Genomic DNA, 24,691 nt, shown 5'->3' on the forward strand with positions numbered 1-24,691 from the left:
GCGAACACCCGGGTGTCGGGCTACACCTCGTGTCTCGCTTCAGTCGAGTGATTTCTCTTTTACTGCCGTCAAAAGCCTCGCGAGCGCGTCGGCCGCGAGCGACGCCAGTTCGCCCCCGCGTTCGGCGTCACCGCCTGCAGGGTCGCCGACGACGCCGTTTTCGGTGAACTCGTCGGAGTCGTGGGCGAGGTTGACGCCCGCGACCCACTCACCCCAGCGGTCGGCCGCACCGTCGCGGGCCTCGTCGATGCGGTCCTCACGGACCAGTTCCGGGTGCGTATGCCGGAGCAGCGCCGTTTCGAGCGGGCCGCCGTGTCCCATATCCGACGAGTGCTCGCCGACGGCGTTGAACCAGGTGAACGAAACGGCGTAGGCGTCCCCGGTTCGAGAGAGGCGACGACAACATTCCGCGAGGGCTTCGATGTTGCCGCCGTGACCGTTGACGACGACGACGCGGTCGAAGCCATGGTGGGCGAGTGATTCGATGGTCTCGCGGACGTACGCGCGGAAGGTGTCTGGCGAGACCCAGAGCGTCCCATCGAAGGCGCGGTGTTCCTCGGCGACGCCGACCGGAATCGTCGGGGCGACGAGTACGTCATCGTCGAAGACCTCCGCCCCTGCGTCGGCGATTGATTCGGCGTTGAGAAAGTCCGTGCCGAGCGGTGCGTGCGGGCCGTGCTGTTCTGTGCTTCCGACTGGGAGGACCGCGAGGTCGGTATCGAGGTCGGCGACCTCGGTCCAGGTGGCCTCGGAGAGTCGCATGCCGGGAGAAGGCGGGGTGCGGCCTTAGTGATAGGTCCTTTCGGTGGGCGCTTCTGCCAACCCGAGGGTTCTACGAGACGCCCGTTCAGTCGTCGCTAGCGTCGACTTCGGCCTGTCGGCGGGCAGCGCGCTCGACGAACTCGTCCGGAAGTTGGTCGATTTCGCCCGCCTGAACGCCCCAGAGGTGGGCGTAGAGACCGTCGTCAGCCAGCAGGTCGTCGTGGGTGCCGCGTTCGACGATACGGCCGTCTTCGAGGACGACGATGGTCTCTGCGTCTTTGATAGTCGAGAGTCGATGGGCGATGCTGAACGTCGTCCGGTCTTCGGTGAGTCTGTCGAGCGAGCGCTGGATGAGCATCTCCGTCTCGGTGTCCACGTCCGAAGTCGCCTCGTCGAGGACGAGGATGTCGGGGTCTTTGAGAATGGCACGGGCGATAGAGACGCGCTGGCGCTGGCCGCCCGAGAGTTTCACCCCGCGCTCTCCGACCTTCGTGTCGTAGCCGTCCGGGAGATTCGAGATGAACTCGTGGGCCTCGGCGGCTTTCGCGGCCGCGACGATGTCCTCCTCGTCGGCGTCGAAGGTTCCGTACGCGATGTTCTCGCGGACTGTCCCGTAGAACAGGAACGTCTCTTGACTGACGTAGGCGATACGCTGGCGGAGACTGGTGAGCGTCACGTCGCGAACGTCCTGCCCGTCGATTCTGACGGCACCTTCATCTGTATCGTACATCCGCATCAGGAGCTTCAGGATGGTCGATTTCCCTGCACCCGTCGGACCGACGAGCGCCAGCGTCTCGCCACCGTCAACGTCGAAGGAGATGTCCTCAACGATTGTCTCGCCGTCGTCGTAGCCGAAGGTGACGCTATCGTACTCGACGCGGCCGTCGGTGACCGTGAGTGCAGGGGCATTTTCCTTCTCGGCGAGGCGAGCGGGTTCGTCCATCAAGCCGAAGATGCGCTCGCTGGAGGCGTGGGCGCGCTGATACATGTTGATGATTTGCCCGAACTGGGCGAGCGGCCAGACGAACTGCTGCGTAAGGAGGATGAACGTGACAAACTCACCGACGGCAAGGTCGCCGGTGAATGGGCCGGGACCCTCGCCGTTGATGACCCAGAGCCCACCGACCACGAAAGTGAGCGTGAAGCCGATACCGGCGAGGATGCGGAGCGCGGGGAAGAACTTGATACGGGTGTTGATAGCGCCCCAGTTGGCGTCGAAGTAGTCCATCGAGACACCATCGACGCGGTCGGATTCGTGAGACTCGGCGTTGAACGTCTTGATGACCTGAATGCCGCCGAGGTTGTTTTCGAGGCGGGAGTTGAGAGTCCCGACCGAAGAGCGAACGTCGGCGTACTTCGGCTGGATGATTTGGACGAACTTCCACGTGAAGAGGGCGATAAGTGGAACCGGAACCAGCGCGACGAGCGCGAGTTGCCAGTTGTACGAGACGAGGACGACGGCGATTGCGAGGACCATCACCGACAGGCGGAAAAAGGAGTTCATCCCGTCGTTGAGGAACCGTTCGAGTCGGTTCACGTCGTTCGAGAGGATGGACATCATCTCGCCGGTCTGCTTGTCGGCGAAGAAGTCCATGTTGAGTCGCTGCATCTGGTCGTAGGTGTCGGTGCGGACGGCGTGCTGGATGTTCTGGGCGAAGGAGTTCCACCCCCAGTTGCGAAGCCAGTGGAACGCGGCCCCGCCGACGAAACTGAAGACGATGATACCGACGGCGAAGAAGAACTGGCCGTCTCTGGCGGCGGGAACGAGTGGTGCGAGCCACGCTTCGGGGATGACGGGGAACGCCGCCGCAAAGGACTTCTCCTGTCGGATGATGGCGTCGATGGCGAGACCGAGGACGACCGGTGGAAGGAGGTCCAAGACGCGAGCGGCGACGCTGGCGATGACGCCGAGGACGAACTGCGAGAAATTCTCGCGCCCATACTCGGCGAAGAGCCGTCGCATCGGGTTGTCGACCCGCTCGCGCTGGTCCTCGAAGGGGCCGTCGTCCGAATCAGAGGGCATGCCAGATTTGCAGGGGACGACGACAGTAAAGGACTCGGGTGGGGGCGCGCCGCGCCGGTTCTACAACTGGCGGGCTTCGGTTTCGGGGTCCACGCCCGCCTCGTGAAGGTCCTGTCGCACGCGTTTGCGGAGCGGGTCGGGAACGGTCTCTCTCCCGACGGGAACCGCCACTTCGCCGTTTCCTTTCACCTTCCAGTAGAGGACGCAGTTCGACGGTTCGTAGTATTCGATGCTGTAGGCGTCGTCAGCGCCGCGGTAGTGGACGCGCGCCGCGAAATCCTCGGCGCGCCAGCCTTCGAGTTCCGCCAGTGCATCGACGTGTTCGCCCATATCGGAGACAATCACCCCGTCCTCTCGGGCGTTTCGCTTTCAGTCGAGGACGACCCGGTCGCCTTCCTCGATGTCCATCTCGTCGGTGTAGCCGTAGGGGACTTCGAGGACGTACTTGCCCGTCCCGCGATAGCGGGTGAGGTCCGACTCGCTTGTGCCCTCGGGGTCGAGTTCGGCGTGATGGATGGTCGTGATGGTGCCGTTTTCCGCGACGAAGATGATGTCCAGCGGGAAGTCCATGTCGCGCATGACGTAGGCGTGGGTGTCCGACGAGTCGTGGACGAACCACATGCCTTCGCCCGCTTCGAGGGATTCGGTGTCGCTCAGCCCGGTGTAGCGCTTTGCGTGGGTGTCTGCCACACGGGCGTCGACGCGGGCGAGTGTGTCGCCCGTCTCGTCGTCGACGATGGTGAGCGTGGTTCGGTCGTAGTCGGAGGTTGACCCGGGGATGATAGCCGGGTTCGTGAGGTAGACGACGCTTCCGGCGGCGACGAGGACGGCAGCGAGGAAGATGACAGTTCGCGTCCGGGAGGTCATTAGTGGGATGGTAGCGCGCCGTATGTCTAAGGGTTCCGCGGTCCGGTCGAAACAACAACCGTTATGAGCGCGAGCGGATTTCTTGCAGATGCAGGGCTCGTGGTCTAGTGGTTATGACGCTTCCCTTACAAGGAAGAAATCGGTGGTTCGACTCCGCCCGAGCCCATCAGATTTTGTGACGAACCGAACGGTGAGTCACAAATCTGTTCCGCGAGGGCGGATTGAACCGGGGAGCAACTCGGAGAGTTGCGACCGGGGTTCGACTCCGCCCGAGCCCATTTCTGACGATACTACACGACGAGCGTAGCGAACGGCGGAGTCGCGAGCATAGCGAGGAGTCTGAGTGGGCGACAAGGTGTCGAACCTGACGACGAGCGAGGCGAAGCCGAGTGAAGTCGGCGTGGTTCGACTCCACCCAAGCAACCCGACCTCACCAACACGAACCCTTTTATCTGATACCGAAACCACACCTACCCAGTGACCATCACTGCCCGCGCCCGAGAACACCCATACTCGGTCGTCGCCGTCTACACCTACGCAATAGCCATCCTCGTCGCCTCGGTTATACAGCCAAGCGGAACCGGCCTCGCCTCACAGGGACCACTCGGACTCGTCGGCGTCGATAAGTGGCTTCACGCCGGGGCCTACGCAGGGTTAGGATTTGGCGTCGCCTTTGCGCTCCGGGCGCGTGCGGTCTCGACTCTCCTCGTCGCCGTCGTCATCGCCACCGTCTACGGCATGGGAATCGAACTCTTTCATGGTGTCTTGTCGTATCGGACGTTCGCCGTGGCAGATATGCTCGCTAATGCACTCGGAGCAACACTCGGTGGACTGCTGTGGGCGGTCGTGAGGAGCATCGACCGTGGCGGTTAGGGGTAACATTATCATACCCACTCTCCAACGTGGGGCCAGCAGAGGCACAATGGGCAGCAAACGACTTTCACGGGCACTCGGTATCGCGGGGGCGACCCTCGCGGGAAGTTACTTCGCATTGCGGCCGTGGCACAGACACTGGGGAACGACCGACGAAGAAGCGACGGGGTCGCTTCCGGGCGACGACTTCGTCGAGGACGCGGACTGGCAATCGACGCGCGCGATAACCATCGCCGCACCAGCGCGGGCGGTCTGGCCGTGGCTGGTACAGATGGGTCAGGACCGCAGTGGGTTCTACAGTTACGAACGACTAGAGAACCTCTTCGGAGTGCATCTCGACAGCACAGACAGCATCCGCACGGAACACCAGCACCTCGACGTGGGCGACGAGATTCGTCTCGGTCCGTTCCGGTCGGCGGCGCAATCGTTCCGTGTTGCAGTCGTCGACCCCGGAAAGAGCCTCGTCTTGAGCGCACCGGGGTGGGAGACCGGCGAGAGCGCGGCGACGTGGACCTTCGCGCTGCACGAGGCCGCACCCGGTGCGACGAGGCTGGTCATCCGATTCCGCGGGCGCTCCGGGTCGCTTCGCGAGCGACTGGTCGACCGGTTTTTCGTCGAGCCGATACAGTTCCTCATGGAGCGGAAGATGCTGAAGAGCATCCGTACCCGCGTCGAGCGGGAGCGTTCGGCCACGATGGACGGCCGGTATCGCTGACCCGACGCCGACGGTCGATTCGAAAGTCTTTTTGACTGGCTCCGGCTTCGGAAGAATGCGAGCCGCCTTAGCTCAGACTGGGAGAGCACTCGACTGAAGATCGAGCTGTCCCCGGTTCAAATCCGGGAGGCGGCATACTTCTGCGGGCGACAACACGAACGAGCGAAGCGAGTGAGCTGTCGCCCGCGAATATGTGACCCGAGCGGATTTGAATCAGGGAGCGAACGCAGTGAGCGACCGAGGTTCAAATCCGGGGGCCACATCTCAACCGGAACCAAACATCAATTAGTCCTAAGTTTGACAACTTTTCAAGAGCAAAATTCACACCACTTTCTCACAACATTCATGAATTAGAGAATGTCTGTATTGCCTGAAAATAGCTTTATCGTCCATTGAACCGTCTATATTTACTGAAAGTGCTGACGGACTATCTGATCCGTTAGTATCACTTCACACTCATGGCTCACCACTACCCACTTAGCCGTCGGCAGCTACTTCGGATGTCAGGTGCTAGCATTGCACTCGGCGGCATTGGAACGGGCGTCGCAAGCGCAGACCCGGGACGGTACATCGTCGGGGTTGACTCGAACGCGGGACTGCAACGAGCACGAAAACACGCAGCGTCGGTCTCACGCGTCCTCGACTTCGGGGATATCGGGAAGGCGGTCGCCGGGCGGTTTTCGAAGTCTGCGCTCCGCGGTCTCTCGAAGCGACCTGACGTTCGATACATCGAACCCGACGGTATCGTCCACGCTATCGGCGGGACCGAGGATATCGACTCATCCGACTCGGAAGTTGCGTGGGGTGTCGACCGCGTCGACGCAGAGAAGGTCCACACCACCACGACGGGCGAGGGTGCGCACGTCGCTATCATCGACACTGGTATCGACAACGACCACCCGGACCTGTCGGAGAATCTCGGATCGGGGGTCTCGTTTACCGTCGGACCGCCGTGGAGCGATAGTTCTAGCACCGACCCGAAAGACTGGGACGACGGAAACGGTCACGGGACGCACTGTGCAGGAATCGCCGGCGCAGTCGACAACGGAAGCGGCGTCGTCGGCGTCGCCACGAAACCGACGCTCCACGCCGTGAAGGTACTCGACAACAGTGGAAGCGGGTCGTACTCCGACGTTGCTGCGGGCATCGAATACGTCGCAAACCAAGGCTGGGACGTGGGAAGTTTGAGCCTTGGTGGCGGGCTTTCGAGTACCATCAAAGACGCCTGTGACTACGCGTACGGCGAGGGCGTGCTGTTGGTCGCCGCCGCTGGAAACGACGGCGAAGACGTTGAAAACACCGCCCCAGCAGCGTACTCGTCTGTTGTCGCGGTGAGCGCCACGGCCGACGACGACTCGATTCCGAGTTGGTCGAACTACGGCGACGAAATCGAACTCGCCGCGCCGGGTGTCAGCATCTATTCGACGTACAAAAGTGGCGGCTACGAGACGCTGTCCGGAACGTCGATGGCGTGTCCGCACGTCTCGGGTGCTGGTGGTCTGTTAATGAGTACCGGGCTTTCGAATACCGATGCACGGTCGACCCTACAAAGCTCCGCAGAGGACCTGGGAGCGAGCGGCCGTGATATCCACTACGGATACGGACTTCTCGATGTCGAGGCCGCCGTTGGAGGTTCGGACGACGACGGGTCGACTGATACGACCGCTCCGACGGCACCCTCGAACCTGTCGTCACCCGGACACACAGATACCACAGTTGACCTGTCGTGGGACGCATCATCGGACGACGGCTCCGGTGTGGACTACTACACCGTCTACGTGGATAGCACGGCGTGGGGGACGACGACTGAGACGTCCGAGACAGTGACCGACCTAAGCGCGGAAACGTCCTACGACTTCTACGTTACGGCTACCGACGCTGCGGGGAACGAATCCAGCCCGAGTAACACCATCACAGTGACGACTGACGCCGCAACCAGCACGGCACCCACGATTACCTCGTTCGAAGTGACGTCTGGCAGTCCGAACAACCCGCACGCAGAGGTGGATATGTCGTGGCAGGTCTCCGGAAGTCCAGACACGGTAACGCTGGAGTTGTACGAGGGAACTATCGAATCAGGTGAATCGCCGCTAGAATCGTGGAGTGTCTCGGCCGAAGGCAGTCAGTCCTATCAAGAGAAGTTCGCCTCCCCGAAAGAGTACACCGCCCGGATTGAGGCTTCGAACGCCGCCGGAACCGACGAGGAGACAAAGAGCGTGGTTGCCTGAGAAGGGCGACACTGGACGGTGCGCGGAACAGGCGTTCCGCGTCTTCGTCGATTGCGTTCAGGGAGTGGACAGTCGGTGACGAGATGCCAGAAGTTCGGAAAGAAAAGAAGAACAAGAGAACACAGTCGAAGACGTCTCTTGAAGCACCCCATAACAGACATGTGTTTTCTTTACCTGTTTTTAGATTCCAGAACGAGAATTACAGCATCGCTATAGTCTGCGTTCGTCCACAACTTCACAAGACTTATCCGTGCGACGTGCGGGTATCCAAAGGCAATGGCGAAAGGTAAGGTTGACTTCTTCAACGACACTGGCGGTTACGGTTTCATCTCTACTGACGACGCGGACGACGACGTTTTCTTCCACATGGAAGATGTTGGCGGCCCGGACCTCGAAGAGGGACAGGAAATCGAATTCGACATCGAACAGGCCCCCAAGGGTCCCCGCGCGAAGAACGTCACCCGCCTCTAAGCAGGTTTCAGTTCACCGCGGTACTTTCACAGACGAACGAACTTTCTTCGGTTTTTCACACGCTTGAGCCGCTGCACTCGCACGTAGCCGCAACACTCACGGCACGAACGTCAATAGGCGGAAAGATTAACCGTCCGTGGTACCCTCATACAAAGGCAATGGCGAAAGGTAAGGTTGATTTCTTCAACGACACTGGCGGCTACGGTTTCATCTCTACAGATGATGCGGACGACGACGTGTTCTTCCACATGGAAGACATTGGCGGCCCCGACCTCGAAGAAGGCCAAGAAGTCGAATTCGAAATCGAAGACGCCCCGAAAGGCCCGCGCGCGAAGAACCTCAAGCGACTCTAAGTCGCAGAGTTTCTCGCACCGGCAGTAGTACCGAGATTTGAGTCTTTTTCTACGCTCCCGGAGTGGCAACGCTCGCGCTCCCGACGAGCGGAAGTTCACAGCAACCCACCCGAGACCGACACGAGAGCACAAAGACAGAAGGCTCATACGCTCTGGCAGTTGTGCATAAAACGAACAACAATGTCCGACGAGGGGGAGTCACCACCCGCAGCACACCCGCCCGACTCACACATCGGCGCGGATGTGTTCGAGGAGTCGATGGGGCCGGGGTCGTCATTCGCGCACCTGTATCGGGGCGAAATTCACCGGATGAAGTCCTGGCGCGAGCGGTTAGACCGAACGAGCAACTGGGCGATTACGCTGATGGCCGGTATCCTCACGTGGTCGTTTTCCGCACAGAGCCACCCGCACTACATCATCCTGCTCGGCGTCGTGACGCTGAGTATCTTCCTCAGTATCGAGGCGCGTCGCTTCCGCGCGTATGACATCTGGCGGTCACGAGTGCGGATGTTCCAACAGAACGTCTTCGCGTACGCGTTGGACCCGGAGGGCGGTGTCATCGACGACGACTGGCGGCAGAAACTCGGCGAGGACTATCGCACGCCCAATTTGAAAATCCCGTTCGAGGAGGCGCTCGCCCATCGACTCCGCCGGGTGTACCTTCCGCTGTTTCTGGTGATGCTCGTCGCGTGGGTTATTCAACTGACCGCGTACGCCGACCAAGCAGGTCTCGTCGCGAGCGCCAGCGTCGGGGGTATCCCCGGTAACATCGTCGTCGCGCTGGTCGCCGGGTTCTACGCGACACTCGGTGTTGTGGCGTTGCGGCCGCGTGACTGGCACGTCAACGGGGAGTTGATTCCGAGCGACGTGACCGGGTGGGAACCAACCGACACGTAGGACATCGAATTCGAAATCGTTTTTTCGTCCCTGCTCTTCTTCCGAAGTGCGCCGCCTTAGCTCAGACTGGGAGAGCACTCGACTGAAGATCGAGCTGTCCCCCGTTCAAATCGGGGAGGCGGCATACTTCTGCGGGCGATAACACGAACGAGCGAAGCGAGAGACCGAAGAAGTGGCATCTGCCGAAAACGGAAGATGGCAACGATAGAAAACAACCGACCCTACTAAACAGCCGACGAATTGTCTCTCACAACCGCCGACCCACTCATTCGCTGTCCAAAAATGAAAGCCGAACTTCCAGCCCAGACGGGGAGACAGAGACGGTCACGTCGTCGATGGCGCGTTCGTATTCGGCGGTGTGCTTCCCCGACCGGCAGATACGGAGTTGCTTCGAGACGAGGTCGGATTCGGTGAGACGGTCGAGTTTCCGGTAGGTCGTCGAAAGCGGCAGGTCACACGCATCGGCAAGTTCGCTCGCCGACATCGGGTTCTCCTCAGTCACGTCGAGAATGCGACGGCAATCGGGGTCTTCGAGTGTCTCGAAGAGCACGTCGATAGTCTCCCGGTCGTCGACGAGAGATTCGGAAGCAGAACCGCGAGTGTGCGAACGAACAGACGGTGGAAGCGTTGCCTGACTCATACTCCAATGAACTCGCTAAACTGGGACCAACGGCCATCCCCGATAGCAGGGGTGGTTTATATACCCCCGTCTCTGGGGGCGGGGTCAATCTCCCATCCGGCGGCGGGAGCGTGCCATGTCAGGAACCTTCTTCGAGAATATCTTCGAGTAGTTTGGATTGGGCGGCGACGAGGTGCTCGGCGAACGTCGATTGGTTGATGTCGAGTTCCTCGGCCACCTCGGTGGCGTTGGCGCGGCGGGGGCGCTCGAAGTAGCCCATCTCGTAGGCGGTCTGAAGCACCTGCAACTGGCGGTCCGTGAGTTTGCCGCGGTCGACGAAGACGTTGTCTGCGGCCGCGTCGCCCGTCGGAGAGCGGACGAGGCGCTTGATGTCGACATCGGGGAATCGCTCGCGGAGTTCGCCGATGACGGCCTGGAGTTGGTCGTAATCGCGCGCGTGAAAGACGAGCGTCAGCGTGCCGCGGGTGGTGAAGTAGCGGTCGATTGGACAGCCGAACTCGCCGAGACACTCACAGGGGCAGTTGGCACTCCCGTCGTGTTCGATTCGGTAGACGTGTGTGTTGCCGTAGGAGAAGACGGATTCAGCGGGGATGTCGTCGGGAATGTCCTCGGAGTCGATGACGAATTCTGAGACGCTCACCGCGTCAGGAGTCGGTGCAACACTCGTCGAAACCGAGTGTACTGTCGAGTCAGTCGCGTGCGCAACTGTCGTAATCGGGCAGATAGAGGGCGAGTTGAACTCGACGGTCGCACGTATCCCTGCAGGCATCGCACTAGGCCCGAGTCGGCAGTCGACGTACTTCAGTGTGCGGGTCCTGTCGGGTGATTACGTCGGCACGAACGGTCGCATCGTCGTGGGGAGATGGCTGACGAACTGAGTCGCGAGCGGGGCGGCGAGGAACTGAGTCGCGGGCAGATAGCTGGCAAACCGGCCCGCGGGCGGGCGTCATTCGTCGCCTTCGACGACGACCTCGCGGCCGCTCAGCGTCTCCGAGTCGAGTTCGAAGAGCTGGATATCGAGGTCACGCTTTGTTTCACCCCAGATTTCGAACAGCGGCCGCTTCGCGTTCCCGTACTGGACGATGTGTTCGACGCTCATCTCATCGGGGTCGACCTGGTTAAGCGTCCCTTCGGAGATGACACTGCGGTAGGTCCGGCCCTCTTCCTCGTAGATGACGAGGCGGGCGCGCGGCGACGAAGTCAGGAACTGGCGTTTCTCGCTTTCGGGCGTCGAGACGAGACGGAGGTAGAATCGTTTCGATTCGGGGTCGTACCCATAGGAGATAGGAATCGCATACGGCTCATTGCTCCTGGCGAGCGTCAGCACACCGGTCTCGTGCCGGGCCAAAAGCTCGTCGATAGCGTCAGACGAGAGTTCAGTCTGCTGGTCCAAGGACATGTGCTATACCCCTGGGACTGGCGTGACAAGTAATCACTGTTATCCTTGCGTCCGCGACGACACAGCGCGTTCGTGAAACGTCTCCAACAGGAATAGCCGACAGAGAGCAGCGAGAAGAGAAGCCGACCGCTCAGGCGGTGGAGAATGATTGCTGGGAGACAGTCGACCCGCAGATGACACACCCGTGGTCGAGGAGCGCGTCCCGCATGGAGGCGTTGACCACCATGGACTCGCCACACTCCGGGCACTCGAAGGTGTAGTCCGCGCTGTCGGTCATGGTGGTTTGTAGTACGGTAAGGCGTAGTATATGTAGCCTGCTGTTTCTCCGGCGACGGAAAGGACCGTCGAACGCCGCGACAGTCTCGTCTTACGACGGCGTCGCACCTGTGAATGCGTCCGTCGCGACCGTTGCGGTGCAAACTGGACAGCCACGTTCGAGCAGTGCGTCCCGCATACTGGCGTTTACTTCGAACCGCTGTCCACACTCTGTGCACACGAACTCGTATTCTCGTCTCGAATCAGCCATTGTCAGTCGACCTCCGGCGTCGCGAGCGCGTCTTCTAATCCGGTCTCTCGGACTGTCGAGGAGATGTCCAGCATCATCTCGACATCGTCCGCACGGATTTCACAATCCGAGTTTCGCTCCGTATGCTGGTGTTCGGTGAGCGTCGTCTCCCCGGTGATGGAGACGAATACGTCGCCCATCGAGTCATCGGGAACGTTGTGGACGGCCATCGCGCTCAGCGCTCCCCGGTGGGAGACCCACCGTCGGTCGCAACCTGTCGGAATTCGACCGCCACGTTGCTGCCGGACGCAAGCGAGAGCGAGAGCGTGTCGAAGTTCGTCGAGTACTCCCGCGGGTGGTGCGTCGCCGCCTGAATCCGACGCCCCTCTTCGAGGAGCGACGCCTCGGCAAGGGTGTTGAGCTTCCGGTAGACCGTCGAGAGCGGAACGTCACACGTGTCGGCGCACTCCTGTGCGGTCAGTGCCTGTTCGTCGCAGGCGGCGAGGATACGGCGGCTATCGTCGTCGCTGAGCGCAGACAGGACGACGTCCGGGTCTGCGTGCGAGTTGTGCGAGCCAACACCACCGAAGATGGATAGAGACGACGAGTTCATACTTCTATTGACGGCGTACTTCGGGAGGTATCCAGTCCCGCGCTATCCGGGGTGGTTTAAGTAGTGGGGTATCCGGGTCAGCCTCGACCGCCAGCCAACTTCGCCGCACCGGGATGGCCACGCAGGCGTAACATGGCGAACGTCCCGACAGCGGGACCGAGTGCAAGGGGCGCGAACGCCCACTGCCAGCCAACGATATCGGCGACGACGGGCGTGAGTTGAATCGAGACGACGGTCAGGAGGAACCCGAAGGCCGTCTGGAGCGTGAGCGCGGTTCCGAGATAACTCGGGTCTGCGAGTTCCGAGACGGCGGCGGAGAACTGCGCCGAGTCGGCGACGATAGCGAACCCCCACCCGAGGACGAAGGGGACGACGACGAGGGGCGAGGCACCGAAGACGAGGCCCGCGAGGAGGCTAGCGAGGCCGCTTACGACCATACTCACGGCCGTGACAGTGGTTCGACCCCAGATGTCGGCGGCGCGGCCGGCTACGAGTGCGCCAACGCCGCCGATGGCAATTGCCCCGAACGCTGTGAGGGCCGCCGCCTCGGGGGTCGCAAGCGGGTGCGGAGAGGCGTCGAACGCGAGCGTGAGAAACAGCGGAAGCCACGTCCAGACGGCGTAGAGTTCCCACATGTGCCCGAAGTAGCCCGTGTTGGCAAGGAGCGTCGGTGGGTCGCGGAGGATGCGCTGGACCGCGGCGGGGTCGAACGGGGCCGCGGGTGACTGGTACGGCCCGGGTCGGACGCGGAGGACGAGAAGACCGCCAACGGTTGCGAGCGCCGCTGCACTGAGGAGAACGAGTCGCGGGCGGTCGATACCGCCGACGGCGCGGAGTAAGTGCGGGAGGGCGGAGCCAACAGTGAGCGCGCCGATGAGCGTCCCGATTGCGAGCCCTCTGCTCTCGCGGAACCACCCCGCGACGAGTTTCATCCCAGGTGGGTAGACCCCCGCGAGCGCGACACCTGTGAGAAACCGCAGTGCGAGCGCCACGACTGGCGACTCGACGACGGTTCCGAGTGCGACTGTCGCGGCAGCGCCGACCAGCGTCGACCCGGCGAGAAGATACCGCGGCGGGACGATATCAGAGAGCGTGAGCGCTGCGGACGCGAGCGCGCCGACGACGAAGCCGAGTTGGACAGCCGTCGTCAGCCATGCGGCCTGACTGAGCGTGAGGCCCCACTTGACCGCCAGTTGCGGGGCGACGGCGCTGGCGCTAAACCACAGCGACATCGCGAACAACTCGCCCGTGGCGACGACGGTCAGGGCGTACCATTGAGACCGATTCACAGGTGTCACGATGAGCGACGAAGTAAAAGCAGAGTCGCGGCAGTGCGACTGCCCCGCGCAGACGACCACATCACGGTTGTCGTCGCTGGAGACCGGACCGGTGGTCGATTCGGAGTTCCCAACCGAGCAGGTCCTGCATGGGTGACGTCTCCGAAAAGAGACTCGGGAACCACGCGTTGTCTTCGAGGATGTCGGTGACGCGCTCCCACTCGTCGTCCGCGAGAGGGTGCAACTCGCCGTCGACGACGACGCTCCGCCACTCGTATCGCGACGGGGCTTCCCAGACGGTGAAACTCGCGCGGGCAGTCTTCTCGGCGAACTCGGACTTCTTCGATGTCTCTCCCGGTCGGAGGAAGACGAAGTAGAGTCGCTCGCGCTCGCTGTCGTATCCGAACGAGATGGGAATCCCGTAGGCGACGCCGTCGTCGGCAAACGAGAGGACGCCGACGCCGTGGTCGCGGAGCAATCGGTCAATCTCCGAGTCAGTCATCTCGACGCGATTGCTTTCTGGAAAGTCGGGGGGCATGTCAGATATACGCACGGAAAGGGCATAAACGTAGCAACGCGACCACCCTCGCGGCCGACGACGGGGGGCTTATCCCCCACGCCGACGAACCGCGTGACGACATCTGGATGACGGTGAACACACTTCACCGGCCGACACACCGTGATGCACTCGTCCACCTCGAAGAGGCATTCGAGCGGGAGGAGATGATAACGGTGTTCGGTCGCTGTACGGTTGACTACGACGGCCGCGCGACGAGCGAACTCGGACCGGGCGACCGACTGGTGATTCTGAAACCGGACGGCTCCATCCTCGTCCACACCGACGAGAAACGGACGCCCGTCAACTGGCAACCACCGGGGTGCGAGCACACGGCGAGCGTCCGCGACGGCCGACTCCGCGTCCGAAGCACGCGCTCGAACCCCGACGAGCGCCTCGACGTGTACTTCGAGCGCGTCAACCAGTGTTCTACCTACGCCGTCGACGACCGAAGCGACCTCGAACTCACTGGCAGCGAAGAAGACCTCAGACAGCACATCCTCTCGGACCCGGCCATCCTCGAACCGGGATTCGAACCCCTCGAAACCGAGCGCCGCAGCGACGCCGGGCCGGTCGACATCTTCGGCGAAGACGCCGACGGCAACCCGGTCGTCGTGGAGTTGAAGCGTAGGCGGGTCGGCCCCGCGGCCGCGAGCCAACTCCGCCGGTACGTGGACGCGTTTCGCCGCGAATTCGGCGACGACGAATCGATTCGTGGAGTTCTCGTCGCGCCGTCTGTCACCGACCGGGCCGCAGACCTGCTCGACCGAGAAGGTTTGGAGTTCGTCGCGCTCGACCCCGAGACAGGCGAGCGGCCGGAGGAGATGGAGGAAGAAATAGAGAGTGACAAGGACGCGGCGGAGGTCGAAATCGGCGGCGACAAGACACAGAGCGCGGAGTCCGAGACCGACGGCGACAAGACACAGAGCGTGGACACCGAAGCCAACGGCAACTAATCAGTTCAGGTCGGCAAGCATCGCGAAGTTATCGACGGTTCGCGCTGCGTTCACGGCCGAGAAGTCGTGCTCGTCGTCTGGCCACCCGAAGTCGGCCACGATGCGGTCGAGAAGCGACTCAGTGAACTCGGGGTGGTACTGGACGGTCCACACCGGAAGCGACTCGTGGCGAGTTGCGAGGTGGTCGTAGTACTCCGCCGAGGCAATCGTCTCCATACCGTCGCCGGGTTCGACCACGTAATCGCCGTGGACCAGCGGAATGCGGTTGGAGATGCCGTCGAACAGGGGGTCGTCGCCGAGGTCGACATCGACGAGACCGCGCTGTTGGTCGCCCGCTTCGACCGTGCCGCCGAGGGCGTCGTTGACGAGTTGGTGGCCGAAACAGACGCCTAGCGTCGGAATCTCTCGGGCGACGAGGTCGCGAACGAGTCTGCGCGCGTCGGCAATCCACGGCCGGTCGTCGGCCTCGTAGACGCCCGCGGTGCTGCCGGTGACGATGGCGGCGTCGACGTTCGAGAGGGCCGGAAATCCCGCCTCGAGGACCGAGTGGACCCGCCCGTCGCGCCCGTCGAAGGCCAGTTCGGTGAGCGCGCCGGTGAAGTATGCAGGACCGTCTTCCGGCATGGTATCGCAGACGAGGAGCATCGTTCGAATCGAAGTCTTGACTTCTGATAAGATTGTCCGTCGATACCACCAACCACACATTGTCGATCTGATATATTGAGGCGCTTCGGCGACATTCCGGCGTGTGAGGAAATCACACGATGAGGCAATCGAACGATGCTTCGAAGCGTTTTTAGCCCGTGTGACCCTCACACCTCACAAGTAACTATGTCAGACAAACCCGCCTCTATGTACCGGGAGATCAAGAACCCGGCGTACACGCGACGCGAGTACATCACGGGCATTCCCGGTTCCAAAATCGCACAGCACAACATGGGCGACCTGAAGGCGGACCCCGAGGACTACCCCGTCGAAATCAGCCTGAAGGTCGACGAGGACGTTCAGATTCGTCACGGTTCGCTCGAATCCGCACGTCTGTCCGCGAACCGCACGATGCTCAAGAACGCGGGCGAGAAGCAGTACAAGATGATTCTGCGCAAGTTCCCGCACCACGTCATCCGCGAGAACAAGCAGGCAACCGGCGCAGGTGCAGACCGTGTTTCCGACGGGATGCGCCAGTCGTTCGGTAAGGTCGTCGGTACCGCCGCTCGCATCCCCAAGGGCGAGAAGGTCTTCACCATCTACTGCGACGTCGAAGACGCCGAAACCGCGAAGGACGCCTTCCGCCGTGCGTACAACAAGATGTCGCCGCCGTGCCGCATCGTCGTCGAGCGCGGCGAAGAACTGCTCGTCGCGTAAGTTCGCCACGAACCAGCCACTTTTTGACCCGGCGCTGCTCCTCGTAGCGTATGCTTCGGTTGGCCGTGACGACCAGCAGCGAGACGTTCGAGCGGATGCGCGACCCGCTTGCGGCCCGCGGCATCGAGGTGGGACATCTCCGGGCCACACGGTTCGCGCTCGACCTCAGTCGACCGCCGACCGACGAATTCGACGTTGGGTTCGTCTTTCCCGCGCGCGCGATAGAAGGCGGAGTCGTCACTGCCAGACACGACATTCCATGGGTGAACACCCGCGAGGACGTACTCACGTCGCGGAATAAGGCCGGTGTCATCGCACGCCTCTCGCGGGCGGACCTCCCGGTCCCGAAGAGCGTGTACGTCTCGAATCCGACCGATGGTGAAGACCTCCTCCAAGCCGTCTCCGACGCCGACCTCGACTACCCAGTCGTCATCAAACCGAACTCGACGACGCGCGGCGTCGGCATCGCGAAAGCGCACGACGCCGACTCGCTGCTCGGCATCGTCGACCATCTGAATCTCGTCCACGACTACCGGGCGACCGGCGACAAGTCGTACCTCGTCCAGGAGTGGCTTCCGGACGCCCGCGATTACCGAGCGATGGTTCTCGACGGACAGGTCGTCGGTGCAGTCGAACGCCGACTCCCAGACGAGGCACGCGCCGAGGGGCGATGGAAACACAACGTCCACCGCGGGGCCGAGGCCGTAGGCGTCGACCTGCCGGACCGCCACCGACGACTCGCGGAGTCGGTCGCCGACGAACTTGGAATCAGGTACCTCGGCGTGGACCTCCTCGAATCAGACGGCCGCGTCGTCGTCTCCGAGACGAACGCGCGGCCGACTATCGACGACGAGGCGAAGTACGACGACGACTTCTTCGAGAGACTGGCAGCGCTGGTCAATCGAGTCGCAAAGAAGTCGTAAGTCGACCGTGTGCGGCAGCGGCCGCGTTACTCGACGTCGATTTCGGCGGAGTCGTCGGCGCGGTCGAACGTGACCTGGAGGACGCCGTTGTTGAACGTCGCCTTCGCGGAGTGTTCGTCGACGTGTGCTGGCAGACGGACGCGTTCGTCGTACTCGCGGCGGTCTCCAGCGGCGCTGATAGTCAACGTTTCTCCATCGCACTTGAGGTCGATTGCGTCTTTGTCGACGCCCGGGAGGTCCGCGACGAGTCGTAGCACGTCACCCTCATCGTACACGTGGATGTGGGTTTCGGAGGCGAATCCAGCGTCGCCTCTCGTCATGTCGTTCATCATCCGTTCGATCTCGTCGAAGATATTGTCGAACGGGTCGTCGCGGTCGTCTCTGACCATGGGGGCCGCTATGGAATGTGGGGTTATAACGTTTCTGTCCGCGACAGTCTCATCCGGGGGAATCGCTCCGGAGCGGGCGTGTGCTACCTGCTTTCGACTGCCCCGCCGTCTGTCGATATGGGTCCAAGAGTGTGTTTGGTTTTGAGCGTTTGCTGATTGGCTTTGTTCTGGTACGATAGATTCTGATTGATTATCTGCGTTTTCCGAAACAGATATACTGTTGGCTCCGGGATATCTACATGGGAACTACTCGAACATGAGTGAAATTTCTTACCTTAACGCGGACGAGAACGTGGACGAGTCGGACGTGGTCCGGGTGGCACTCAACGGATTCGGCCGTATCGGTCGGAACATCTTCCGTGCCGTCCTGGAGAACCCGAAAGTCGAACTCGTCGCCATCAACGACGTGATGGACTTCGACGACATGGCCTATCTCGCGAAGTACGACTCCGTCATGGGCCGTCTCGACGGTGTCGAGCGCGACGGCGACTCGCTGACCATCGGCGGCACGTCCGTCGGTCTCTACAACGTCCAGAGTCCGGCCGAACTGCCGTGGGACGAACTCGGCGTGGATGTCGCCCTCGAATGTACGGGCATCTTCCGCACGAAGCAGGACGCCTCTGCACACCTCGACGCAGGCGCTGACAAGGTCGTCATCTCCGCGCCGCCGAAGGGCGACGAGCCGGTCAAGCAAATCGTCTACGGCGTCAACCACGACGAGTACGCAGGCGAAGACATCGTCTCGAACGCCTCCTGTACGACCAACTCCGTCACGCCGGTCGCGAAGGTGCTCGACGAGGAGTTCGGCATCGAGAACGGTCTCCTGACGACCGTCCACGCCTACACGGGCAGCCAGAACCTCATCGACAGCCCCCACGCCAAGCAGCGCCGTGGTCGCGCCGCCGCCGAGAACATCGTCCCGACGACGACCGGTGCCGCGCAGGCCGCCACCGAGATTCTGCCCCAACTCGAAGGCAAGCTCGACGGCATGGCGATTCGCGTCCCCGTCCCGAACGGGTCGCTCACGGAACTTGTCGTCCAACTCGACGAGACGCCCTCGGTCGAAGAAATCAACGACGCCTTCCGCGCCGCTGCCGACTCCGGCCCGCTCGCTGGTGTTCTCGGCTACACGGACGACGAAGTCACCTCGCGTGACATCCTCGGCCTGCCGTTTTCCAGCACCGTCGACCTCAACACGACGAACCAGGTCAACGACGGCGGTCTCTACAAGATTCTGACGTGGTACGACAACGAGTACGGCTTCTCCAACCGCATGCTCGACGTTGCGCACTTCATCACGCACCAGTAAGTCGTCCACGTACTGACCGCTCTCTCGACTCTCACCCGGTCGCCTAGTCTACACGCTCGGCCTAATCCAACCACACGCTCGACTCCAACCACACACTCGACTCACCCGACCACACGCTCGCCTCAACCCGACCACACGCTCGCCTCAACCCGACCACCACTAAGTAACACCTCCACGTTCTCCCACCTGATGTTCAACACCCTCGACGACCTCGACCCAGAACAGCGCGTCCTCGTCCGCCTCGACCTCAACTCGCCCGTCGAAGACGGCGAGGTACAGGACAACCGCCGCTTCGACCGCCACGCCGAAACGCTCCGAGAACTCGCCGAGGCCGGACACCGCGTCGTCTGTATGGCCCACCAGGGACGCCCCGGCGGCGACGACTTCGTCTCGCTCGAACAGCACGCCGCAATCCTCGCGCGCCACATCGACCGCGACGTACAGTTCGTCTCCGACACCTTCGGTGACGAGGCCATTTCGGCCATCGAGTCGCTCGACGCGGGTGAGGTGCTGCTCCTCGAAAACGTCCGCATGTGCGACGAGGAACTCCCCGAGGAAGAGCCCGAAGTAAAAGCCGACACCGAGTTCGTCCAGACGCTCGCGCCTCATTTCGACGCGTACATCAACGACGCCTACTCCGCCGCCCACCGGTCTCACGCCTCTCTCGTCGGCTTCGCACTCGAACTGCCCGCCTACGCGGGTCGCGTGATGCAGACCGAGTACGAGGCGAACTCCTCGATTGCGACACGCGAGTTCGACGGACAGGTTACGATGGTCGTCGGCGGGACGAAAGCCACCGACGTTATCGACGTGATGAACAACCTCGGCGACACGGTCGACCGCTTCCTGCTCGGCGGCATCGCGGGCGAACTGTTCCTCCGCGCCGCCGGTCACAACGTTGGCTTCGACCTCGACGGTATGGATTTCTTCGACGACCAGTGGGAGGCCAACCGCGAGACCATCGAATCCCTCCTCGACGAGCGTGGCAACCAGATTACGCTCGCCGTGGACCTCGCGTACGAAGACGAGAACGACGAGCGCGCCGAAATTGCGGTCGCCGACATCGACGAGAAGGACCGCGCCTACCTCGACGTCGGGAGCGAGACGGTCGAGACGTACGACCCCGTCATCCGCGACTCCGAGGCCGTCTTCGTGAAGGGCGCGCTCGGCCTGTTCGAAGACGAGCGCTTCTCCGTCGGGACCGCCGGCGTCCTCCGCGCCATCTCCGAGACTGACTGCTTCTCTGTCGTCGGCGGCGGCGACACCTCTCGCGCTATCGAGATGTACGGGATGGACGAGTCTGACTTCGGCCACGTCTCCATCGCAGGCGGTGCTTACATCCGCGCGCTCACGGGTGCGCCGCTGGCGGGCGTTGAAGTGCTGAAGCAGGACTAACGACGTCTACTCGGACGCGGTTTTTCTGACTGTCATCCGACTCGCCGAACGTTGAAATCCGATGCCGCCGAATCGACACCCATGAAACTCGGCGTCGTCTCCGACACGCACGATAACCTCGACTACGTCAAGGCGGCGGTAGCGTACTTCGAAGCGGAAGCCGTGGACGTGGTCGTCCACTGTGGCGACATCGTGTCACCCTTCTCGGCGACCCCGTTCGACGCAGACTTCGACTTCCACGCGGTTCGTGGGAACAACGACGGGGAGTGGAAACTCCGCGAAATCGTGGCGTCGTTCGGAACCTACCACGACGACTTCGCCCACCTAACGCTCGACGGCGACGAGATAGCCGTCTACCACGGGACCGAAGCGGGGCTGGTGGAATCCCTTCTCGAATCGGGGTCGTACGACTACGTCCTCCGCGGTCACACCCACGAGCGGGTCGTCGAACAGCACGGGAAAACGACGCACCTCAACCCCGGCGGGTTGCCGATTCCGGGTGCGGACGAGAAGTTCCACGTCGCGGTGGTAGACCTCGGGACGGGGAACGTGTCGTTCGAAGCGCTGTAAGCAAAATACGGCCGAAAAGAGGCTGAACAGACGATTCGCCGATTAGTCGTCGGCGAACTCCGCGCGCGCCTGTTCAGAGAACCCAGAAGGGTCGCCGGAGATACCGACACCGAGTTGGCGGTCGGTGAGCGCCATGCTGTCTTTCTGGTCTTTGAGGTCGAACATCGCGCGGATGGCGTCGACGTTCTCCGGAATCACGTCGGATTCCTGGTGGATGGCCTGGAAGAGATAGAGGTCGCGGCCGTTCACGCCGATGGACTCGCCCCACACACAGTTCTCCCAGAGGTCGCCGCGCGGGCGGCCCGCGTCAAGGGCGAGGTCCTTGAGTTTGCCCGCGCCGTCGATGCCGAGTCCTTCCGGAATGACGTAGACGCGGTCTTCCTGTTCGAGCAGTTGGCGGACGTGCGCGCCCGTCACGTCGGACCCGAGCGTGACGTTGAGCGCGTGCACGTGCATGAGCGTCGCCGGGACTTTCAGTCCGAGCGTGTCGATTTCGAGGTCAGGGAAAATGGTCTTCACGTCGGGACCGTGGTGAGAAGGAACTTTGATCGGGTTCGGAAGGATGTCGTTGATGGGTCCACGAGAGTTCTGTCCCGGGTCGCCACCACGACGAACAAGTGTCGCGCGTACCTTCTCGACACCGTATTCCTCTTCGAGCGGCGCGATGATGCGCGAGAGACCGGTCGTGTTACACGAGACGACGCGGACGTAGTCTGCGTCGCGGGCGGCGTCGAAGTTCGACCGAGCGTTGAAGCTCACGTCTGCGACATCCGCGCTTTCGCCGCCTTGGAAGATGGCGGGCGTGTGGTGGGTCTCGTACAGTTCACGGTTCTGTTCGCCGATGCCGGAGGGCGTACAGTCGACGATGATGTCTGCTTCCGCGACGAGTTCGTCGACTTCACCGGCGACCTCGATGCCGGCTTCGGCGAACAACGGAGCACGTTCGGGGATGGCAGCGTACATCGGGTAGCCGCGTTTGACTGCCGTGTGCGCTTCGAAGTTGGGCTGGGTCTTGGCTACGCCGATAATTTCCATGTCGGGCTGCGCCTCGACCGCGTCGGCGACGCGCTTTCCGATTGTACCGTAGCCGTTGACACCCACTCGTATCATGGCTGAAACACGGCCGTAGCCGACCATAGTTATTTCGATGGTTAATGGGTAGAAATTAACTCCGATGCGAGTGAGTCGCTGGATTACTTGCGATACGAGTTACGGTGCGTTTGACAGTAAAATTCGCCGACCGCATGGCGGCGGTACGAAACACCCGCGATTGACCCGCGGATGGGAACGCCTAACCGGGACGGAATCACACGTTCGACCATGGCAATCGACGATTCCGACCTCCGCGCCGCCAGCGAGACGGCGGTCCATCAGTGTCTCGACCTGCAGGCCGACGAATCGCTCGTCGTCGTCACCGACGACAAGCGCCAGCGCATCGGCGAAGCCCTCTACGAGGTCGCCAGCGAGGTGACTGACGACGCGTCCATCATCCGCTATCCGCCGGGGAATCAGCACGGCGAAGAACCGCCCGCCCCGGTCGCAGCGGCGATGGCCGACGCCGACGCCTTCCTCGCACCGACGACGAAGAGTCTCAGTCACACCCGCGCACGCGGTGACGCCTGCGACGCCGGTGCTCGCGGTGCAACTCTCCCCGGAATCACCGAAGAGGTGTTCGTCACGGGTCTCGACGCCGACTACGACGCGATTTACGACCACAGTAAAGCAATGCTGGACGCCGTCGGTGACGCCGACGAGGTGCGCGTCACCACCGAGAAAGGGACGGACATCATCTTCGTCCGCGGCGACCGCGAATGGCTCGCCGACACCGGTTCTATCGCGGATGCCGGGTCCTTCTCGAACCTCCCCGCGGGCGAGATTTTCCTCAGCCCCGAGTCCGCGAACGGAACCTTCGTCGTCGACGGGACGATGATGCCCCACGGACTCCTCGACGAGGGTCAGGAACTCCGCTTCGAGGTCGAAGACGGCTACGTCACCCACATCTCGGACGACGACATCCGCGAGCAGGTCGAGGAAGCTGCCGAGGAAGTTGGACAGGACGCCTACAACCTCGCCGAAATCGGCATCGGCACCAACGTCGGCGTAACCGACCTCGTCGGCTCCGTCCTCCTCGACGAGAAGGCCGCCGGAACCATCCACATCGCCATCGGCGACGACGCGGGTATCGGCGGCGACACCGACGCTCCCCTCCACCTCGACGGCATCGTCCGCAACCCGACGGTCTATGCCGACGGCGAAGAAGTCGCCCTGCCACAGCCCTGAGAAGCCGCGGAGTCTCCTGTTTTACCCGTTCCTAACACACCGTCCAAGGACCGAGACCGCACACGATTCGAGACACAGCAGTTCGCCGCGTCCGAGTGCGACGTAGGCCGCGCCGTCGACGACAGCGAGTCCGGAGAGGTCCGACGACACCGACACGTTCCCAGACCCGCGGACGCGGCCAGTCGCCGCATCCAGCGCGTAGAGGTGGTTCGACATCCCCGACTCTGTTCGGCGCTCGACGTGCGCGTAGACGACATCCCCGGCGACGACCGGCGTCCATCCCAGCGAGACGGCGGGGTTGGGGCCGAACGACCAGACGAGTTCACCAGTATCGCGGCGGCGCGCGAGGAGCAGGCGGTCGGCGCAGTAGTAGGCGAGGTCGCCAGCGACGGCAACACCCGACTCGGTGTGCCGAACCGCAGGAACGTGCCAGCGAATCGCCCCGGTTCGGCGGTCCGTCGCCGCGATTGACTCGGGGTCGCCGCCGAGCGGGACGAACATCGTGTCGCCAGCGACCGTCACGGGACCTCCGACCGGGAGCGAAACGGACCACTCGCGCGTGCCGGACTGAAGGTCGAGCGCGACGAGTCCTGTATCGCCCTCGAAGAACGGGACGTAGACCTGCTCCCTGTCGGCCGCGAGTGTCCACGGAATCTGCCGGGTGTTGAACCCGACGCGCCACCGTGGCTGTCCGGTCTCGGCATCGACAGCGGCCACGCCAATCGGGGGCGTTCGCTCTCCGTAGGTCGCCGTGACCGCCACTCCGTCGGAGACGACCGGCGGTGCTACGAGCGGGTACGGTTGCGCCGTCGTCGGAATGGGGTGTCGCCACAGGCGGTCGCCGTCGAGCGAGAGCGCGTGGAGTCCTTCGAAGGTTCGCGCGTAGAGTCGGCGCTGGTCAACGACCAGTGAGTCGTGGTGGTACGCGAGTTCGTCAGTGTTTTCGACCGAGACGATAGTTCGCCACCGCTCCTCACCGGTCGCCGCGTCGAACGCCGAGACGACCGACTCGTGGGGATGTCCCCTCCCGCCGCGTGTGTGGAGGTAGTAGACCACTCCGTCGGCGACGACCGGTGAGGTCGTCGGATACCCGTCGAATACGTCCGTGCGCCACGCGACAGTGAGGGGGCCAGTGGGGCCAGTTGCGGGCGAGAACCCGGTCCGGGCGTCGTCGAATCCGGGCCGCGACCACGTGCCCTCGTAGGTGGCCCCGTTGCTGGAGACGCACCCGGCGGTCGCCGAGAGTGCGGACGCACCGAGGGCGGCGAGGAACTGTCGACGGGTGGACCCGGACACAACCTAAAGATTGGTCGCGCAGGCGGAAAAGC

At 62.6% G+C, this 24,691-nt stretch carries 31 protein-coding genes and 3 tRNA genes; 17 read left to right on the top strand and 17 right to left on the bottom strand.

All coding sequences use genetic code 11. The features are described from left to right. Nucleotides 1–39: 39 nt before the first annotated feature. From ACH9L7_RS10600 to ACH9L7_RS10615, 4 genes are all read right to left on the bottom strand, one after another. Nucleotides 40–762, bottom strand: coding sequence for a creatininase family protein (locus tag ACH9L7_RS10600; RefSeq protein ID WP_396610678.1), 723 nt, complete (start codon nt 760–762; stop codon nt 40–42). An 85-nt stretch (nt 763–847) separates the two neighbouring features. Continuing rightward, entirely contained in the window at nt 848–2,785 is a 1,938-nt protein-coding gene (locus ACH9L7_RS10605; RefSeq protein WP_396610679.1) for an ABC transporter ATP-binding protein, read from the bottom strand. Between the two features lie 60 nt (nt 2,786–2,845). Beyond that, complete coding sequence (locus ACH9L7_RS10610) at nt 2,846–3,115, bottom strand: hypothetical protein (RefSeq protein ID WP_396613265.1); 270 nt, start codon at nt 3,113–3,115, stop codon at nt 2,846–2,848. A gap of 39 nt (nt 3,116–3,154) precedes the next feature. Further along, a complete protein-coding gene (locus ACH9L7_RS10615) occupies nt 3,155–3,652 on the bottom strand; it encodes a DUF192 domain-containing protein (RefSeq protein ID WP_396610680.1) in 498 nt (165 codons plus the stop codon). 93 nt (nt 3,653–3,745) lie between these two features. Here ACH9L7_RS10615 and ACH9L7_RS10620 point away from each other — a divergent pair. From ACH9L7_RS10620 to ACH9L7_RS10660, 9 genes are all read left to right on the top strand, one after another. Then, a tRNA-Val gene (locus ACH9L7_RS10620) sits at nt 3,746–3,818 on the top strand. A gap of 311 nt (nt 3,819–4,129) precedes the next feature. Next, nucleotides 4,130–4,525, top strand: coding sequence for a VanZ family protein (locus ACH9L7_RS10625; RefSeq protein WP_396610681.1), 396 nt, complete (start codon nt 4,130–4,132; stop codon nt 4,523–4,525). 49 nt (nt 4,526–4,574) lie between these two features. Further along, nucleotides 4,575–5,240: a hypothetical protein gene (locus ACH9L7_RS10630; protein WP_396610682.1), complete on the top strand. Its 666-nt coding sequence runs from the start codon at nt 4,575–4,577 to the stop codon at nt 5,238–5,240. Nucleotides 5,241–5,301: 61 nt separating this feature from the next. After that, nucleotides 5,302–5,375: transfer RNA gene (locus tag ACH9L7_RS10635), tRNA-Phe, on the top strand. A gap of 365 nt (nt 5,376–5,740) precedes the next feature. Further along, complete coding sequence (locus ACH9L7_RS10640) at nt 5,741–7,468, top strand: S8 family serine peptidase (RefSeq protein WP_396610683.1); 1,728 nt, start codon at nt 5,741–5,743, stop codon at nt 7,466–7,468. Nucleotides 7,469–7,744: 276 nt separating this feature from the next. Next, on the top strand, nt 7,745–7,939 hold the full coding sequence (locus ACH9L7_RS10645) for a cold-shock protein (RefSeq protein ID WP_007544773.1): 195 nt from the start codon (nt 7,745–7,747) through the stop codon (nt 7,937–7,939). Nucleotides 7,940–8,097: 158 nt separating this feature from the next. Next, a complete protein-coding gene (locus ACH9L7_RS10650) occupies nt 8,098–8,292 on the top strand; it encodes a cold-shock protein (RefSeq protein WP_396610684.1) in 195 nt (64 codons plus the stop codon). A gap of 180 nt (nt 8,293–8,472) precedes the next feature. Further along, nucleotides 8,473–9,189 (top strand): DUF2270 domain-containing protein, encoded by a 717-nt coding sequence (locus ACH9L7_RS10655; protein WP_396610685.1) that lies wholly within the window; start codon nt 8,473–8,475, stop codon nt 9,187–9,189. 50 nt (nt 9,190–9,239) lie between these two features. Then, nucleotides 9,240–9,313: transfer RNA gene (locus tag ACH9L7_RS10660), tRNA-Phe, on the top strand. A 141-nt stretch (nt 9,314–9,454) separates the two neighbouring features. Here the strand turns inward: ACH9L7_RS10660 and ACH9L7_RS10665 are convergent. Both ACH9L7_RS10665 and ACH9L7_RS10670 read right to left on the bottom strand, forming a co-directional pair. Continuing rightward, a complete protein-coding gene (locus tag ACH9L7_RS10665) occupies nt 9,455–9,829 on the bottom strand; it encodes an ArsR/SmtB family transcription factor (protein ID WP_396610686.1) in 375 nt (124 codons plus the stop codon). 118 nt (nt 9,830–9,947) lie between these two features. After that, a complete protein-coding gene (locus ACH9L7_RS10670; RefSeq protein WP_396610687.1) occupies nt 9,948–10,469 on the bottom strand; it encodes a helix-turn-helix domain-containing protein in 522 nt (173 codons plus the stop codon). Here ACH9L7_RS10670 and ACH9L7_RS10675 point away from each other — a divergent pair. Next, nucleotides 10,447–10,707, top strand: coding sequence for a hypothetical protein (locus ACH9L7_RS10675; RefSeq protein ID WP_396610688.1), 261 nt, complete (start codon nt 10,447–10,449; stop codon nt 10,705–10,707). The two genes, ACH9L7_RS10670 and ACH9L7_RS10675, sit on opposite strands and share 23 nt — an antisense overlap. A gap of 68 nt (nt 10,708–10,775) precedes the next feature. Here the strand turns inward: ACH9L7_RS10675 and ACH9L7_RS10680 are convergent, their stop codons facing one another. The 7 genes from ACH9L7_RS10680 to ACH9L7_RS10710 form a co-directional block, all read right to left on the bottom strand. After that, nucleotides 10,776–11,228 carry a pyridoxamine 5'-phosphate oxidase family protein gene (locus ACH9L7_RS10680; RefSeq protein ID WP_396610689.1) on the bottom strand — a complete coding sequence of 151 codons (453 nt, stop codon included), beginning with the start codon at nt 11,226–11,228 and terminating at the stop codon, nt 10,776–10,778. Nucleotides 11,229–11,358: 130 nt separating this feature from the next. Beyond that, nucleotides 11,359–11,505, bottom strand: coding sequence for a hypothetical protein (locus tag ACH9L7_RS10685; RefSeq protein ID WP_396610690.1), 147 nt, complete (start codon nt 11,503–11,505; stop codon nt 11,359–11,361). Between the two features lie 90 nt (nt 11,506–11,595). Further along, nucleotides 11,596–11,754: an FmdB family zinc ribbon protein gene (locus tag ACH9L7_RS10690; protein ID WP_396610691.1), complete on the bottom strand. Its 159-nt coding sequence runs from the start codon at nt 11,752–11,754 to the stop codon at nt 11,596–11,598. Between the two features lie 2 nt (nt 11,755–11,756). Next, nucleotides 11,757–11,963 carry a hypothetical protein gene (locus tag ACH9L7_RS10695; RefSeq protein WP_396610692.1) on the bottom strand — a complete coding sequence of 69 codons (207 nt, stop codon included), beginning with the start codon at nt 11,961–11,963 and terminating at the stop codon, nt 11,757–11,759. A gap of 5 nt (nt 11,964–11,968) precedes the next feature. Further along, nucleotides 11,969–12,346, bottom strand: a complete 378-nt coding sequence (locus tag ACH9L7_RS10700; protein ID WP_396610693.1) for a helix-turn-helix domain-containing protein — start codon at nt 12,344–12,346, stop codon at nt 11,969–11,971. 77 nt (nt 12,347–12,423) lie between these two features. After that, the gene (locus tag ACH9L7_RS10705; RefSeq protein WP_396610694.1) at nt 12,424–13,635 is read right to left on the bottom strand and encodes an MFS transporter; all 1,212 of its coding nucleotides are present in this window, start codon (nt 13,633–13,635) and stop codon (nt 12,424–12,426) included. A gap of 70 nt (nt 13,636–13,705) precedes the next feature. After that, a complete protein-coding gene (locus ACH9L7_RS10710) occupies nt 13,706–14,161 on the bottom strand; it encodes a pyridoxamine 5'-phosphate oxidase family protein (protein ID WP_396610695.1) in 456 nt (151 codons plus the stop codon). Nucleotides 14,162–14,268: 107 nt separating this feature from the next. Here ACH9L7_RS10710 and nucS point away from each other — a divergent pair, with 107 nt between their 5' ends. Next, complete coding sequence (gene nucS, locus ACH9L7_RS10715; RefSeq protein WP_396610696.1) at nt 14,269–15,135, top strand: endonuclease NucS; 867 nt, start codon at nt 14,269–14,271, stop codon at nt 15,133–15,135. Here the strand turns inward: nucS and ACH9L7_RS10720 are convergent, their stop codons facing one another. Then, nucleotides 15,136–15,780: a type 1 glutamine amidotransferase gene (locus ACH9L7_RS10720; RefSeq protein ID WP_396610697.1), complete on the bottom strand. Its 645-nt coding sequence runs from the start codon at nt 15,778–15,780 to the stop codon at nt 15,136–15,138. Between the two features lie 186 nt (nt 15,781–15,966). Between ACH9L7_RS10720 and ACH9L7_RS10725 the strand changes: the two genes are divergently transcribed. Continuing rightward, on the top strand, nt 15,967–16,497 hold the full coding sequence (locus ACH9L7_RS10725) for a 50S ribosomal protein L16 (RefSeq protein ID WP_396610698.1): 531 nt from the start codon (nt 15,967–15,969) through the stop codon (nt 16,495–16,497). Nucleotides 16,498–16,547: 50 nt separating this feature from the next. After that, nucleotides 16,548–17,420, top strand: a complete 873-nt coding sequence (locus ACH9L7_RS10730) for a RimK family alpha-L-glutamate ligase (RefSeq protein WP_396610699.1) — start codon at nt 16,548–16,550, stop codon at nt 17,418–17,420. A 26-nt stretch (nt 17,421–17,446) separates the two neighbouring features. Here ACH9L7_RS10730 and ACH9L7_RS10735 read toward each other — a convergent pair whose 3' ends face one another. Further along, nucleotides 17,447–17,809, bottom strand: a complete 363-nt coding sequence (locus ACH9L7_RS10735) for an Hsp20/alpha crystallin family protein (RefSeq protein WP_396610700.1) — start codon at nt 17,807–17,809, stop codon at nt 17,447–17,449. 256 nt (nt 17,810–18,065) lie between these two features. Between ACH9L7_RS10735 and gap the strand changes: the two genes are divergently transcribed. The 3 genes from gap (at nt 18,066) to ACH9L7_RS10750 (ending at nt 21,083) form a co-directional block, all read left to right on the top strand. Further along, a complete protein-coding gene (gap, locus tag ACH9L7_RS10740; RefSeq protein ID WP_396610701.1) occupies nt 18,066–19,118 on the top strand; it encodes a type I glyceraldehyde-3-phosphate dehydrogenase in 1,053 nt (350 codons plus the stop codon). 189 nt (nt 19,119–19,307) lie between these two features. Next, nucleotides 19,308–20,513: a phosphoglycerate kinase gene (locus ACH9L7_RS10745; RefSeq protein WP_396610702.1), complete on the top strand. Its 1,206-nt coding sequence runs from the start codon at nt 19,308–19,310 to the stop codon at nt 20,511–20,513. A gap of 81 nt (nt 20,514–20,594) precedes the next feature. Continuing rightward, nucleotides 20,595–21,083 carry a metallophosphoesterase gene (locus ACH9L7_RS10750; RefSeq protein WP_396610703.1) on the top strand — a complete coding sequence of 163 codons (489 nt, stop codon included), beginning with the start codon at nt 20,595–20,597 and terminating at the stop codon, nt 21,081–21,083. Nucleotides 21,084–21,125: 42 nt separating this feature from the next. On the opposite strand, the gene ACH9L7_RS10755 is transcribed toward ACH9L7_RS10750, so the two are convergent. Beyond that, nucleotides 21,126–22,193: a type II glyceraldehyde-3-phosphate dehydrogenase gene (locus ACH9L7_RS10755; protein WP_396610704.1), complete on the bottom strand. Its 1,068-nt coding sequence runs from the start codon at nt 22,191–22,193 to the stop codon at nt 21,126–21,128. 210 nt (nt 22,194–22,403) lie between these two features. Here ACH9L7_RS10755 and ACH9L7_RS10760 point away from each other — a divergent pair, with 210 nt between their 5' ends. Continuing rightward, nucleotides 22,404–23,363 carry an aminopeptidase gene (locus ACH9L7_RS10760; RefSeq protein WP_396610705.1) on the top strand — a complete coding sequence of 320 codons (960 nt, stop codon included), beginning with the start codon at nt 22,404–22,406 and terminating at the stop codon, nt 23,361–23,363. A gap of 21 nt (nt 23,364–23,384) precedes the next feature. On the opposite strand, the gene ACH9L7_RS10765 is transcribed toward ACH9L7_RS10760, so the two are convergent. Further along, the gene (locus ACH9L7_RS10765) at nt 23,385–24,659 is read right to left on the bottom strand and encodes a PQQ-binding-like beta-propeller repeat protein (RefSeq protein ID WP_396610706.1); all 1,275 of its coding nucleotides are present in this window, start codon (nt 24,657–24,659) and stop codon (nt 23,385–23,387) included. Between the last annotated feature and the right edge of the window lie 32 nt (nt 24,660–24,691).

This window comes from Haloferax sp. S1W (assembly GCF_044593955.1).
Taxonomy (GTDB): domain Archaea; phylum Halobacteriota; class Halobacteria; order Halobacteriales; family Haloferacaceae; genus Haloferax.